This is a genomic window from Kineosporiaceae bacterium SCSIO 59966, assembly GCA_020881835.1.
GTDB lineage: Bacteria > Actinomycetota > Actinomycetes > Actinomycetales > SCSIO-59966 > SCSIO-59966.
In genome coordinates this window covers 136485-149656 of sequence record CP052876.1, presented here as the reverse complement: position 1 = coordinate 149656, position 13172 = coordinate 136485, and the positions used below count along the sequence as shown (strand labels likewise).

At 73.5% G+C, this 13172-nt stretch carries 12 protein-coding genes; 2 read left to right on the top strand and 10 right to left on the bottom strand.

From position 1 onward, the window contains the following. Positions 1 to 4: 4 nt before the first annotated feature. The 8 genes from HJG43_00710 to pdhA form a co-directional block, all read right to left on the bottom strand. Positions 5 to 1951, bottom strand: coding sequence for an acyl-CoA oxidase (locus HJG43_00710; GenBank protein UER53319.1), 1947 nt, complete (start codon positions 1949 to 1951; stop codon positions 5 to 7). A gap of 73 nt (positions 1952 to 2024) precedes the next feature. Continuing rightward, positions 2025 to 3434, bottom strand: coding sequence for an FAD-binding oxidoreductase (locus HJG43_00705; GenBank protein ID UER53318.1), 1410 nt, complete (start codon positions 3432 to 3434; stop codon positions 2025 to 2027). Between the two features lie 8 nt (positions 3435 to 3442). After that, positions 3443 to 4642, bottom strand: coding sequence for a phosphoglycerate dehydrogenase (gene serA / locus HJG43_00700; GenBank protein ID UER53317.1), 1200 nt, complete (start codon positions 4640 to 4642; stop codon positions 3443 to 3445). 24 nt (positions 4643 to 4666) lie between these two features. Next, a complete protein-coding gene (locus tag HJG43_00695; protein ID UER53316.1) occupies positions 4667 to 5437 on the bottom strand; it encodes an HPF/RaiA family ribosome-associated protein in 771 nt (256 codons plus the stop codon). 69 nt (positions 5438 to 5506) lie between these two features. Beyond that, positions 5507 to 6556: an NAD(P)-dependent alcohol dehydrogenase gene (locus HJG43_00690; protein ID UER53315.1), complete on the bottom strand. Its 1050-nt coding sequence runs from the start codon at positions 6554 to 6556 to the stop codon at positions 5507 to 5509. An 86-nt stretch (positions 6557 to 6642) separates the two neighbouring features. After that, on the bottom strand, positions 6643 to 7977 hold the full coding sequence (locus HJG43_00685) for a 2-oxo acid dehydrogenase subunit E2 (GenBank protein UER53314.1): 1335 nt from the start codon (positions 7975 to 7977) through the stop codon (positions 6643 to 6645). Beyond that, positions 7974 to 9020: an alpha-ketoacid dehydrogenase subunit beta gene (locus HJG43_00680; GenBank protein UER53313.1), complete on the bottom strand. Its 1047-nt coding sequence runs from the start codon at positions 9018 to 9020 to the stop codon at positions 7974 to 7976. Before HJG43_00680 ends, HJG43_00685 begins: the two co-directional genes overlap by 4 nt. Then, positions 9017 to 10165 (bottom strand): pyruvate dehydrogenase (acetyl-transferring) E1 component subunit alpha, encoded by a 1149-nt coding sequence (gene pdhA / locus HJG43_00675; protein UER53312.1) that lies wholly within the window; start codon positions 10163 to 10165, stop codon positions 9017 to 9019. Before pdhA ends, HJG43_00680 begins: the two co-directional genes overlap by 4 nt. A 186-nt stretch (positions 10166 to 10351) precedes the next feature. Between pdhA and HJG43_00670 the strand changes: the two genes are divergently transcribed. Together HJG43_00670 and HJG43_00665 are read left to right on the top strand one after the other, a co-directional pair. Next, on the top strand, positions 10352 to 10810 hold the full coding sequence (locus HJG43_00670) for an Lrp/AsnC family transcriptional regulator (protein UER53311.1): 459 nt from the start codon (positions 10352 to 10354) through the stop codon (positions 10808 to 10810). Further along, complete coding sequence (locus HJG43_00665; GenBank protein UER53310.1) at positions 10807 to 11403, top strand: carboxymuconolactone decarboxylase family protein; 597 nt, start codon at positions 10807 to 10809, stop codon at positions 11401 to 11403. Before HJG43_00670 ends, HJG43_00665 begins: the two co-directional genes overlap by 4 nt. Position 11404: 1 nt before the next feature. Here HJG43_00665 and HJG43_00660 read toward each other — a convergent pair whose 3' ends face one another. Both HJG43_00660 and HJG43_00655 read right to left on the bottom strand, forming a co-directional pair. Continuing rightward, positions 11405 to 12817: a beta-glucosidase gene (locus HJG43_00660; protein UER53309.1), complete on the bottom strand. Its 1413-nt coding sequence runs from the start codon at positions 12815 to 12817 to the stop codon at positions 11405 to 11407. A 41-nt stretch (positions 12818 to 12858) separates the two neighbouring features. Beyond that, entirely contained in the window at positions 12859 to 13095 is a 237-nt protein-coding gene (locus HJG43_00655; protein ID UER53308.1) for a hypothetical protein, read from the bottom strand. Positions 13096 to 13172: the final 77 nt, after the last annotated feature.

Sequence of the window (13172 nt, the reverse complement as noted above, 5' to 3'; positions counted from 1 at the left end):
AGGGTCAGACCGGTCGCAGCATCTCCGCGGTGATCGACTCCTCCGGGATGCCGAAGCCGTCGACGAGCAGCCGCGCGTGCGGTCGCAGCTCGCGGCACAGGTCGTTGACCGCCCGGGTGACCGCCTTGGCGCGCGCCGGCGTGAGCCGGCCGTGAGCGGTGAACCAGTCGAGGTCCTCCTCGACGTTGCTCAGCACGTACAGGTCGCAGACCCGGTCGAGCAGGGCTGCGGTTCGGGGGTCGTCGCAGGCGTCCACGGCGGCGACGAAGGCCTCCAGGACGACCCGCTCGACGTGCGCCCGTGCTGCGCGCAGCACGTGGTCCTGCGCGGCGGTGAACACCTCGAACGCGCTGACCCCGTCCTGTCCAGCGGCCCGCAGTCGCCGGGCCAGGGAGTCCAGGACGTGCTTCTCCCGGTCCTCGAACAGCTGCACGTGCCACGCCCGGTCGCGCAGGTCGGCGTCGGGGCCCCGGCGCGCCCCGGCGAGCCGCTGCAGCAGCGCGCGAGCGGCGGTCCGCTCGATCACCGTGCCGACGAACTGGTCCGCGACGAACCGGGCGGTGCCCAGGACGTCGAGGTCGCCGAAGTGGTCCCGGTAGCTCGTCAGCAGGCCCTTGGCGACGAGCTGCAGCAGAACGGTGTTGTCGCCCTCGAACGTCGTGAAGACGTCCGTGTCGGCCTTGAGAGCGGGCAGCTGGTTCACGGACAGGTACCCGGCTCCGCCGCAGGCCTCGCGGCAGGTCTGGATCGTCCGGGTGGCGTGCCAGGTGGCGGCCGCCTTGAGTCCTGCGGCCCGGGACTCCAGCTCTCGCTGACGCGCGTCGTCCGGGTGCTCGGCGGACTGGACCTCGTGGAGGGTCGCGACGAGCTCGGACTGGGCGAAGTGCAGGGCGTAGGACCGCGCGAGGGCTGGTAGCAGCCGGCGCTGGTGGGTCAGGTAGTCGAGCAGCGGCACCTCACCGCCGGTGTCCGGGTCGGCGAACTGGCGGCGCTGCTCGGCATAGCGGACGGCGATGGTCAGGGCGACCTGCGTGGCGGCGAGCGCACTGCCGGAGACGCTGACCCGGCCGCGGACCAGCGTGCCGAGCATGGTGAAGAACCGGCGTGACTCACTCTCGATGGGGCTGGAGTAGCTGCCGTCCTCAGCGACGGAGGCGAAGCGGTCCAGCAGTGCCTCGCGCGGAACCCGGACCTGGTCGAAGACGATCCGGCCGTTGTCGACACCGTTGAGTCCGGCCTTGTGGCCGCAGTCCGTGATGGTGATGCCCGGCAGCGGCTGGCCCGCGTCGTCGCGCAGCGGGACGAGGAGGGCGTGCACCCCGTACCCGCGTCCCTGGGTCACCAGCTGGGCGAACACCACCGCCATCCGCCCGTCCCGGGCGGCGTTGCCGATGTAGTCCTTGCGGGCGGACGGGTCCGGGGTGTGGACGACGAACTCGCGACGGTCCGGGTCGTACGTGGCCGTCGTGCGCAGGTTCTGCACGTCCGACCCGTGACCGGTCTCGGTCATCGCAAAGCAGCCGAGCAGGTCGAGATCCATGATCGCGGGGAGGTACCGCTCATGGTGGGTCTTCGTGCCGAGTGCCTGGACGGCCCCACCGAACAGTCCCCACTGCACACCCGCCTTGACGGACAAGGACAGGTCCCCGTAGCCCAGCATCTCGAAGGAGGTGACGCTACCCCCGATGTCGTCGAGCCCGCCGTAGTCCCTGGAGAACCCGCGACGGTGCAGGCCGCTGTCCCTCAGCGCGTGCAGCTCCCGCAGCACCTGGTCGCGGTGCTCCTGCGTGCCGAGTCCCACGGCCGACGGCCGGGTGGTGCTCCGCATCAGGTCACGGGCCTCGGCGCGCACATCGGCCCACCGTCCGTCCAGCACCCGCCGCAGCGACTCGGGGGAGGGGGGCTCGACGAACGACGGGGCCGCGTTGGTGTCCGTCTGCAGTGAGGTCATGACGGCCATTCTGACGGTGATCCGGCGCGGTGGCACGGGGACCGTGCCTCGGCCTGGAGCACTCCACGTCGGCTCAGCGCGGCAGGAGCACGCCAGGGTTCAGCAGACCGGCCGGGTCGAGGGCGCCCTTGACCGCCCGCATCACGGCGATCTCGGCGTCGGAGCGGGTGAGCGACAGCCACTCCACCTTGGCCCGGCCGACCCCGTGCTCGGCGCTGATCGACCCGCCCTCGGCGGCCACCGCGCGCAGCACGGCCTCCTCGACCGCGTGCTCGGCGACCGGGTCACCGGCGACGCCGAGGACGTTGACGTGCAGGTTGCCCTCGCCGAGGTGCCCGAAGACCACGGTGCGCGCGCCGGGAGCGGCAGCGGTGACGACGTCCGGCAGAACCGCGACGACGTCCGCGAGCCGGCCGACCGGGACGGCGACGTCGAGCTTGACCGGCACCCCTTCGGCGCTGACGGCCTCGGTGTGCGCCTCACGGTAGCGCCACAGCCGCTCACGGCCGGGCCCGTCGCTGGCCAGGACGACGTCCCGGACGCCGTCGAGCCCGGTGACCTCCTCGAGTGCGACGAGCAGCTCGTCGGTGGGGTCGGTGCGTCCGGCGACCTCGACGAGCAGGTAGGCGGGGTGCTCGCCCGGCACCGGGGCCGGCAGGCCGGTGTGCCGGCGGACGAGGTCGAGCCCCGCCGCGAGGAACAGCTCGGCGCCCTCGATCGCCGGCAGCTGCTCGCGCAGGACGGCGAGCGCGGCGAGCGCAGTGGCGGTGCCGTCGACGGCGAGCAGGGCGGCGGTGCGGGCGGCGAGCACCGGGACGAGCCGCACCCGGACGGCGGTGACGACGGCGAGCGTCCCCTCGCTACCGGCCAGCAACGAGACGAGGTCGTAGCCGGTGTTGTCCTTGGGCAGCCCGGTGAGCCGGGTCAGCACGGCGCCGTCGGCAAGCACCGCCTGCAGGCCGACGACCTGGGCGCGCATGCTGCCGTGCCGGATCACCTTCTCCCCGCCGGCGTTGGTGGCGACGAGGCCGCCGATGGTGGCCGAGTCGCGGGCGGCGAGGTCGACCCCGAGGTCGAGGCCGTGCGGGCGGACGTGCCGTTGCACGGCGGCCAGCGTCACCCCGGCCCCCACGGTGACCTGGGCGGCGACCGGGTCGACGTCGCCGAGGGCACGCAGCCGGGTGGTGCTCAGCAGCACCTCACCGCCGGCCGGGACGCCGCCTCCGACGAGCCCGGTGTTGCCGCCCTGGACGACGACCGGCGCGCCGGCAGCGCTGCAGGCGCGCAGGACGGCGGCGACCTCCTCGGTGCTACCGGGCCGCACGACGCAGCGGGCGTGGCCGGAGAACCGGCGGGTCCAGTCGGTCTCGTAGGAGGCGGTGACGTCCCGGTCGGTCAGCACGTTGGGTCGGCCGACGACGACGCGCAGCCGGCTCTCGAGGTCCGTCGGGCCGGAACGACCCCCGGGGACGGACGCCACCATCGGCCCGGTCAGGACAGGACCCGCAGCCGGACGGTCTCCTCGAGCGCGGCGAGCTCGGCGACGACGTCCGGGGCGTAGGCGAGGTCGACGTCGGTGAGCACGTACCCGAGGTCACCCCGGGTGGCGAGCAGCTGGCCCTCGACGTTGACGCCGTGGTCGGCCAGCACCCCGTTGACCCGGGCCAGGACGCCGGGGATGTTGTGGTGCAGGTGCGCGAGCCGGTGGTTCTCCGGCCGGTGCGGCAGGTCCAGCGTCGGCAGGTTGACGCTGAGCGTCGTCGTCCCCGTGGCGCAGTAGTCCCGCAGCTTGGACGCGACGAACATGCCGATGTGCTCCTGGGCCTCCTCGGTGGACCCGCCGATGTGCGGGGTGAGGATGACGTTGGGCAGGCCCCGCAGGATGGAGTCGAACGGCTCGCCCTGGGCCTTCGGCTCCGTGGGGAAGACGTCGACGGCGACGCCGGAGAGGTGACCGCTCAGGACGTGCTCGCGCAGCGCCTCGTGGTCGACGACGAACCCGCGGGAGAGGTTGATGAGGATCGAGCCCGGCCGCATCCGGCGCAGCTGCGCGTCGCCGAACATTCCCGCGTTCCCGGGACGGCCGTCGACGTGCAGGGTCACGACGTCCGCCTCGGCGAGCAGCTCGTCGAGCGTCGCGCACCGCCGCGCGTTGCCCAGGGCCAGCTTGTCGGCCGTGTCGTAGAACAGCACCCGCATCCCGAGCGCCTCGGCGACGACGGAGAGCTGGCTGCCGATGTTGCCGTACCCGACGATCCCCAGGGTCCGGCCACGGACCTCGTGGGCGCCGTTGGCCGACTTGTCCCAGACCCCGTCGTGCAGGGCCCGGTCCTTCTGGGTGAGCCGCCGGGTCAACGCGATGATCTCGGCGATCGCCATCTCGACGACACTGCGGGTGTTGCTGAACGGGGCGTTGAACACCGCTGTGCCGTTCGCTGCGGCAGCGCGCAGGTCGATCTGGTTGGTTCCGATGCAGAAGGCGCCGAGCGCAACCAGCTGGGGCGCCTTCTCGATGACCGTCGCGGGGACCTGGGTCTTGGACCGGATGCCCAGGAGCTCGACGCCGTCCAGGGCGGCGGCGAGCTCGACCTCGTCGAGGGCACGGGGGACGGTGCGCACCTGCCAGCCCGCGGTCGCGAGCACCTGCTCGGCGACCGGGTGGACGTTCTCCAGCAGCAGGGCCGTGGGCATAGGCGCGAGTCTAGGCCCGCCGTCTCAGGCCGGGGTGATGAGCCCGTAGTGGCCGTCGTAACGGCGGTAGACCACGTGCCCGCGCCGGCTGCTGGTGTCCCGGTAGAAGACGAACCGCTCCCCACCGTCGTCGAGCCGGCGGCGGGCGGCGGCCTCGTCGAGATCCGCAGGTCCCGGGCGCAGGACGACACCCGCCGGCAGCTCGGCGTCCACCGGCAGCCCGATGGCGCCGTAGCCGCCATCCTCCCGCCGGTACACCACCGCGTCCTGCCCGCTCACTGCGTCGACGAAGAGGTAGAAGTCGTGGTCGAGCACGTCCATGTCGGCGAGGGCCTCCTCGACGCTCTGCGGGGCGACGGCGAACGTCTTGCGACGCAGCACCTCTCGCTCCTCGACGGGTCGCTCGACGGTCCCGGGGCGGCTCCCCGGCTCTGGTGCCGGCGGGCCGGTCCACCGGGACCGGTCCTGCCAGCGGTCGGTCAGCCGTACCAGCCGCCGCTCGATCCGTTCGACGACGGCGTCCACCGCCTCACGCGGCCGCTCCCCCTGCCCGACCGCCCGTACCGAGGTGTGCCCGACGTCCATCGACGCCTCGACACGGAACGGCTCCGGGATCGACGGGTCGGGCAGGTGCGTCACGACGGCACGGACCCGTCGGACGGGTCGGCCCGCGAGGCGGGTCGTGTGGGCGACCTTCTCGGCGGTGTACTCCTCGACGCCGAGCGGCATGTCGCCGCGCAGCAGCACGTCGACGTCCTCGGGCCGGGTCTCGTGCGCGACGGGCTGGACCGACATGAGTCCTCCTGTTCGGGTCAGGACGGTCAGGGCAGGTGCTGCCGACGGACGGCCGGGCGCGAAGCGTCCCTACGGGACGATCACCGCCCGGCCCTCGACCTTGCCCTCGGCCAGGTCGTGGTAGGCCTGGACGGCGTCGTCGAGGGAGTACGTCGTCACCTTCGGGGTGAGCAGGCCGCGGGCGGCGAGGTCGAGGACGTCGGCGAGCTCGGGGCTGGAGCCCCAGTACGTCGTCTGGACGCTGGCCTCGTAGGGAACCGAGAAGAAGCCGACCGGCAGGGTGCCGCCGCCGATCCCGACGATGGTGAGGTCACCGAGCACGGTGACCGTCTGCGCGCCCAGGGCCAGGGTGGAGTCGTTGCCGACGCAGTCGATGACGACGTCCGCGCCACGACCCCCGGTGAGCTCGCGGATCCGGTCGGCCGCGGCGGCGTCGGCGGTGACCAGGTGGTCTGCTCCCATCGACCGGGCGACCTCGAGCGCCTCGTCCCGGACGTCGACCGCGATGACGCGGGCGCCGGTGGTCTGCTTGGCGATCTGGACGGCGAGGTGCCCCAGGCCGCCGGTGCCGATGACGACGCAGGTGGCTCGCGGGCCGAGCTTGCCCCACGACCGGGCGACAGCGTGGAACGGCGTCAGACCAGCGTCGGTGAGCGGCGCGGCGTACGCGGGCTCCAGGCCCTCGGGCAGCGGGAGCAGGTGCCGCTCGGCGGCCGGGACGAGCATGTAGTCGGCCATCCCGCCGTCCGCGCCCAGACCGCCGCCACCACCGGGGGCGGGTGCCTCGGCGGGGTTCTCGCAGTACGTCTCCACGCCGGCGAGGCAGCGCCGGCAGCGGCCGCAGCCCCACGGTCCGTAGACGGCGACGGCCTGGCCGATCTCGAAGCCCGCGACACCCTCACCGAGGGCGTGCACCCAGCCGGCGTTCTCGTGCCCGAGGGTGAACGGGGGCTGCCAGGGCACCGCCCCGGCGTCGAAGTCGTGCATGAGGTGCAGGTCCGAGTGGCAGGCGCCGGCGCCGCCGACCCGGATCACGGCCTCCCCGGGGCCGGGTGTCGGGTCCGGGACCTCGACGAGCTTGGGCTCGGACTTCCAGCTCTCCAGGCGCAAGGCCCTCATCGTGTCCTCCTCAGGTTCGGTGCCTGCTGAGGAGAAGCCAACGCCTCCTGTGCGCCGACGGGCAGGGCCGAAGGTCCGCTCGGCGGCTACACCGCACCGAGCAGCACGGTGGGGGACTCGATGCAGTCGGCGACGTAGCGCAGGAAGCCGCCGGCCACGCCGCCGTCGCAGACCCGGTGGTCGAACGTCAGGCTCACCTGGGTCACCGCGCGGACCTCGAGCCGGCCGTCGACGGCCCACGGCTTGTCGACGATCCGTCCGAGGCCGACGAGCGCGGCCTCGGGGTGGTTGAGGATCGGCGTGGACCCGTCGACGCCGAACACGCCGTAGTTGTTGAGCGTGAACGTGCCGCCGGCGAGCCGCTCCGCAGGCAGCGTGCCGGCCCGGGCCTGCGCGGTCGTCTCGGCGAGCGAGTCGGCCAGCTCGACGGTCGTCAGGGCGTGCGCGTCGCGGACGACGGGCACGAGCAGGCCGCGGTCGGTCTGCGCGGCGAAGCCGAGGTGCACCGCGCGGGAGCGGACGATGTCGTCGCCGTCGACGCGCGCGTTGAGCTCCGGGTACCGGCGCAGCCCCGCCAGGCAGAACCGGGCCACGAGGGCCAGCACGCTGATCCGGTGGTCGGGGTAGGCCGCCTGCAGCGCCCGGCGCGCCTCGAGCAGCCCGGTGGCGTCGACGTCCACCCAGATGGTGACGTCGGGGATCTCCCGGCGGGAGCGGGTGACCTTCTCCGCGACCGCACGGCGCAGCCCGCGCAGCGGGATGCGTTCCTCACCGGGGCCGGCCCCGTCGCGGCCAACCCCGTCGCGGCCCGCCCCGCCGTGGCTGACCCCGTGCGGCGCCGCGGCGGCCGCGGCCTCGACGTCCCGGCGGCGGATCACCCCGCCCGGGCCGGTCGGGGTGAGCGTGTGCAGGTCGACCCCGCGTTCGAGGGCGAGCCGGCGCACGACTGGGGAGATCACCCGGACCGCCTGCCGCGCAGCGACGGGCGCGGACTCGCGCGGGGCGACCGATGCTCCGTTCTGGGACACCTGCGGACGACCGAGGCGACGCCGTCGCCGGGTCCCGCCGGCGGCGCCGGTGCCGTAGCCGATGAGGACGTTGCCGGACCCGGCCCGCTCCTCCTCGCGGTAGGTGGCGTGGGCGGGCGGCTCGGCCCGCTCCTGCTCGCCGCCGGTGCCACCGGCGACCGGCTCGATGGTGATGAGCGGGCGGCCGACCGGGAGCACCTCACCCGGCTCGGCGTGCAGGGCCACGACGCGGCCCGCGTGAGGGCAGGGCACCTCGACGGCGGCCTTGGCGGTCTCCACCTCGACGACGACCTGGTCGGTCTCCACCTGGTCCCCGACGGCGACCCGCCAGGCGACGATCTCGGCCTCGGTGAGCCCCTCACCGAGGTCGGGCAGCGTGAAGACGGCGCTCACGCGACACCGCCCAGGCCGGCACCGGTGAGTCCGTGCCCGTCCAGGCCACGGGTCCAGCGGGTGTCGGGCTCGTCGTCCCACTGCAGCCGGGCGACGGCGTCCAGGACGCGGTCGACGTCCGGCAGGTGGACGTGCTCGAGCTTCGGCGCCGGGTAGGGGATGTCGAAGCCGCTGACCCGCAGCACCGGGGCGTGCAACGAGTGGAACGCCCGCTCCTGCACCCGGGCCGCGATCTCCGCGCCGACCCCGGCGAAGCCCTGAGCCTCCTGCAGCACGACACACCGACCGGTGCGACGCACCGACGCGAGCACGGTCTCGTCGTCGAAGGGGACGACGGTGCGCAAGTCGACGACCTCGACGTCCCACCCCTCCTCGCGGGCGGCCTCGGCGGCCTCGATCGCGACCGGGACCGTGGGGCCGTACGCGACCAGGGTGACGTCGTTCCCCCGCCGGCGGACGACGGCCTGCCCGAACGGCGGCGCGGCCGCGGGCAGCTCGACGTCCGCGCTGGACCAGTAGAGCCTCTTGGGCTCCATGAACACGACCGGGTCGGGGTCGGCAATGGCTTCCCGCAGTAACGAGTAGGCGTCCTCGACGGTGGCGGGGGTGACGACCTTGAGCCCCGGGGTGTGGGCGTAGTAGGCCTCGCTGGAGTCGCTGTGGTGCTCCACCCCGCCGATGCCGCCGGCGAAGGGCACCCGGACGACGATCGGCATCCCGACGGCGCCCCGGGTGCGGTTGCGCAGCTTGGCGACGTGGGAGGTGATCTGCTCGAAGGCTGGGTAGGCGAACGCGTCGAACTGCATCTCGACCACCGGGCGCATGCCGGACATCGCGAGTCCGACGGCGAACCCGACGATGCCGGCCTCGGCGAGCGGGGTGTCGAAGCAGCGCTTCTCCCCGAACTGGTCCATCAGGCCGTCGGTCACCCGGAACACGCCGCCGAGCCGGCCGACGTCCTCACCGAGGACGAGCACCCGCTCGTCCTCGCTCATCGCGTCGCGCAGTGCGGTGTTGAGCGCCTTGGCGAAGGTCGTGCTCACCGGTGGTCCTCCTCGGCCGTGCCCTCGGCGTCCGGCTCGGCCTCCATCTCGGCCCGGACCTGCTCCCGCTGCTCGAGCAGCTGGGTCGTCGGGGTCGCGTACACGTGCTCGAAGAGCTCCAGCGGGTCAAGATCGGGGTCGGTGTTCATCCGCGTCCGCAGGTCCGCGGCGAAGGACTCGGCCTGGGCCCGGACCGCCTCGGCGCCGGCGTCGTCCAGGACGCCGGCGGAGCGCAGGTACGCCTCCAGCCGGGTCAGCGGGTCGCGTCCCGCCCACGCCTCGACCTCGGCGGCGTCGCGGTAACGGGTGGGGTCGTCGGCGTTGGTGTGCGCGTCCATCCGGTAGGTGTGCGCCTCGACGAGGAACGGCCCGTGCCCGCTGCGAGCGTGCTCGACGGCCCGGCGCATGACGGCGAGCATGGCCACCGGGTCGTTGCCGTCGACCTGCTCGGACTCCACGCCGTAGCCGACGCCCTTGTAGGCCAGGGACGGAGCGGCGGTCTGCTTGGCCAGCGGCACGCTGATCGCGTACCGGTTGTTCTGCACGAGGAAGACGACGGGGGCCTTGAAGACGGCGGCAAAGTTCACCGCCTCGTGGAAGTCGCCCTCGCTCGTCGCGCCGTCGCCGATGAACGCCACGGCGACCGTGTCCCGGCCCTGCAGCGACTCGCCGTAGGCCAGGCCGGCCGCGTGGACGGTCTGGGTGGCCAGTGGGGTGCACTGCGGGGCGGTGCGGGTGGCGACCGGGTCGTACCCGCAGTGCCAGTCGCCGCGCAGCAGGGTGAGCACCTGCACCGGGTCGATGCCCCGGGCGACGAGGGCCATCGACTCGCGGTAGGTCGGGAACACCCAGTCGTCGTCGCGGACCGCCATCACGGCGGACACCTGGCAGGCCTCCTGGCCGCGGGCCGAGGGGTAGACGGCCAGCCTGCCCTGCTTGGTCAAGGCGGTGGCCTGGACGTCGAACCGGCGGCCGACGACCATCCGCCGGTACATCTCCAGCAGGTCGGTGTCGGACGGCGCGGGGTAGCGATCGTCGTCGCCGGTGCGTCGGCCCTGCTCGTCCAGCAGCCGGACAGGGTCCGTGCTCGGCAGGAGCCGGGTGGCCCCGCGGGTGGACAGATCGGACTCTGACGTCGTCGTCATGCGGGCCTCCTGCAGGGACCTCTGGACGCTTTGGCAGACCATCGTGCGGCGACCACGAACCTGGCTCAACCCGCTCCGGAATTGCGGGACACTTGGCTCGTGAACGACAGATTGGGAGCACACGTGTCCCAGGTCACGCCCGCTGCCGGGCCGGCGCCGGGACGTTCGGCTCGTCCTCTCGACGAGGTGGACCGGCGGATCGTGGAGCTGCTCGTCGACGACGCCCGGACGTCGGTGCGCCGAGTGGCCGAGCAGGTGCACGTCTCGCGCACGAACGCCTACGCCCGGATCGAGCGGCTGCTGGCCGATGGCGTCATCACGGCGTTCCGGGCGCAGCTGAACCCGGAGCGGGCGGGGTTCGGCACCTCGGCCTACATCTCGATAGGCATCACCCAGAACACGTGGCGAGAGGTCTCGACCGCCCTGCGGGAGATCCCGTTCGTCGTGCACGCCGCGCTGGTGGCCGGCGACCACGACGTCCTGGCCCTGGTTCGGGCACCGGACAACGCCGCCCTGCGCGAGCTCGTCCTCGACCGGGTGCAGTCGGTGCCTGGCGTCCTGTCGACGCGCACCTGGCTGGTGTTCGAGGAGTTCGACATCCCCCGTCCCACGTGGGCCCGTCCGCAGGCAGACTCGCGGGCATGACGACGCCGTCCGGGGACGAGCCCCGGTTGCCTCCGCTCACTCCGGACGTCCTGGACGACGAGCAGCGCGCTCTGTACGACCGGATCGCCGCCGGTCCGCGCGGATCGTCGCCGCAGGGCGGAGTGCCGCTCGTGGGCCCCGACGGGCAGCTCTCCGGCCCGTTCGGGCCGATGCTGCTCAACCCCCCGATCGGGGACGCGCTGCAGGAGCTCGGCGCGACCCTGCGGTACCGGGGTCGGCTCCCCGACTCCGCGCGTGAGCTCGTCATCCTCTGCGTCGCGGCTCACCACGGGAGCGACGTCGAGTGGCGGGTGCACGAGCCGCTGGCCCTGGCCGCGGGCGTCGACCCGGCGGACGTCGAGACGGTCCGGGCCGGTGGCGCGCCGACGCGGGGGGCGCCCGCGGACGTCGCCGCGGCGCGGACGGCGCTGGCGCTGATGACCCACGGCGACCTCGAGGACGATGAGTTCGCGGCGGTACGCGACGTCATCGGCGCCGGCGGCGTGTTCGAGGTGACCGCGCTGGTCGGTTACTACACGACGCTGTCGCTGCAGCTTCGGTTGTTTCGCCGGGACACCCGCGACCTCGGCTGAGTCAGCGAGCGTTACCGGGGCCGTTCCCCAGCGAGAGGCGTCCAGTACGAGCCACCTCGGCGTACGTCCGGGCACTGTCCTTCGGTGTCCGAGCCTGGGTGTCGTAGTCGACCCGGACGATCCCGAACCGTTTGGCGTACCCCTCGGCCCACTCGAAGTTGTCCAGCAGCGACCACGCGAAGTAGCCGCGCAGCGGGACCCCCTCGGCGAGTGCGTCGAGGCACGCGGCGAGGTGGTCGCGCAGGTAGGCGGCCCGCTGCGGGTCGTGCACCTGGCCGTCCCGGGAGACCTCGTCGTCCCAGGCGGACCCGTTCTCGGTGATGACGACCGGGGTGCCGGGGTACTCCCGGTGCAGGCGGCGCAGCAGCTCGGTCAGTCCCTCGGCCCGCACCTCCCAGCCCATCGCCGTCCGGGGCAGGCCGCGGTCGACGAGGACGGCGTCGGGGGCCGTCGGGTAGGCGGGGCCGGCAGGGACGCCGGGTCGGCCGCTGCCGGCCCCGGCGACCTGGAAACCGAAGTAGTAGTTCACGCCGAGGAAGTCCGTGGGCGCGCCGATCACGGCGAGGTCGCCGTCCCGGACGACGTCCAGCGGCCCGATCGTGGCGAGGTCGTCGAGCACGTCGGTCGGGTAGCGCCCGCGCAGCACCGGGTCGAGGAACAGCCGGTTCTGGGTGCCGTCGACGCGGCGGGCGGCCTCGACGTCGGCCGGGTCATCGCTGGCCGCGGTGACGTCGGAGAGGTTCAAAGTGATGCCGACCTGGGCGTCCGGCACGGCCGCGCGGACGACGGGGACGGCCAGGCCGTGGGCGAGCAGCAGGTGGTGGGCGGTCGGCAGCGCCAGCGCGGGGTCGGTGCTGCCGGGGGCGTGGACGCCGGCGACGTGCCCGAGCACGGAGGACACCCACGGCTCGTTGAGGGTGATCCAGTGGCGGACCCGGTCGCCGAGCGCGGCGGTGACCAGGTCGACGTACTCGGCGAACCGCTCGGCGGTCTGCCGGACCCGCCAGCCGCCGGCGTCCTCGAGCGCCTGCGGCAGGTCCCAGTGGTACAGCGTCGTCCACGGCTCGATCCCGGCGGCCAGCAGCTCGTCGACGAGCCGGTCGTAGAACGCCAGACCTGCCGGGTTGGCCGGGCCGGACCCGGTGGGCTGCACTCGCGGCCAGGCCACGGAGAACCGGTAGGCGCCCAGTCCCAGGTCACGTAGCAGGGCGACGTCCTCGCGGTAGCGGTGGTAGTGGTCGCAGGCGACGTCGCCGGTGTCGCCGTTCGCCACCCGGCCCGGAGTGTGGCTGAACGTGTCCCAGATCGACGGGCCGCGGCCGTCCTCCTCGACGGCGCCCTCGACCTGGTAGGACGCCGTCGCGGCACCCCAGGTGAAGTCGGTGGGAAAGGTCCTCGCTGTCGGCTCGCTCACGCCCGGCACTCTAGGGCGGAGAGCCGACACGGCTCACCGGGTCAGGAGGCCGCCGAGTGGTCCGTGCGCAGCCGCAGCAGGTACAGGTCCGCCGTCTCGCCCTGGGCCGTGACCGCCTGCCCGGTCGGGACTGCCACGTACTCACCGAGCCGCAGTCCGTCGTCCCCGGCGTCGAGGCTCAGCAGCTCGGGGACCACCGGCGTGCCGAGCAGGACGCGCAGGTGCGGGGGCGGCGGCGGCGTCCGGCTGTCCAGACGCAGGACGATCTTCTCTGGCACGGCGGGGAGCGTAGTCCCGGTCTGCTGCCTGCGGTGACCGGCCGCCAGCACGCCTTGAAGGTAAGGCTAGCCTTACT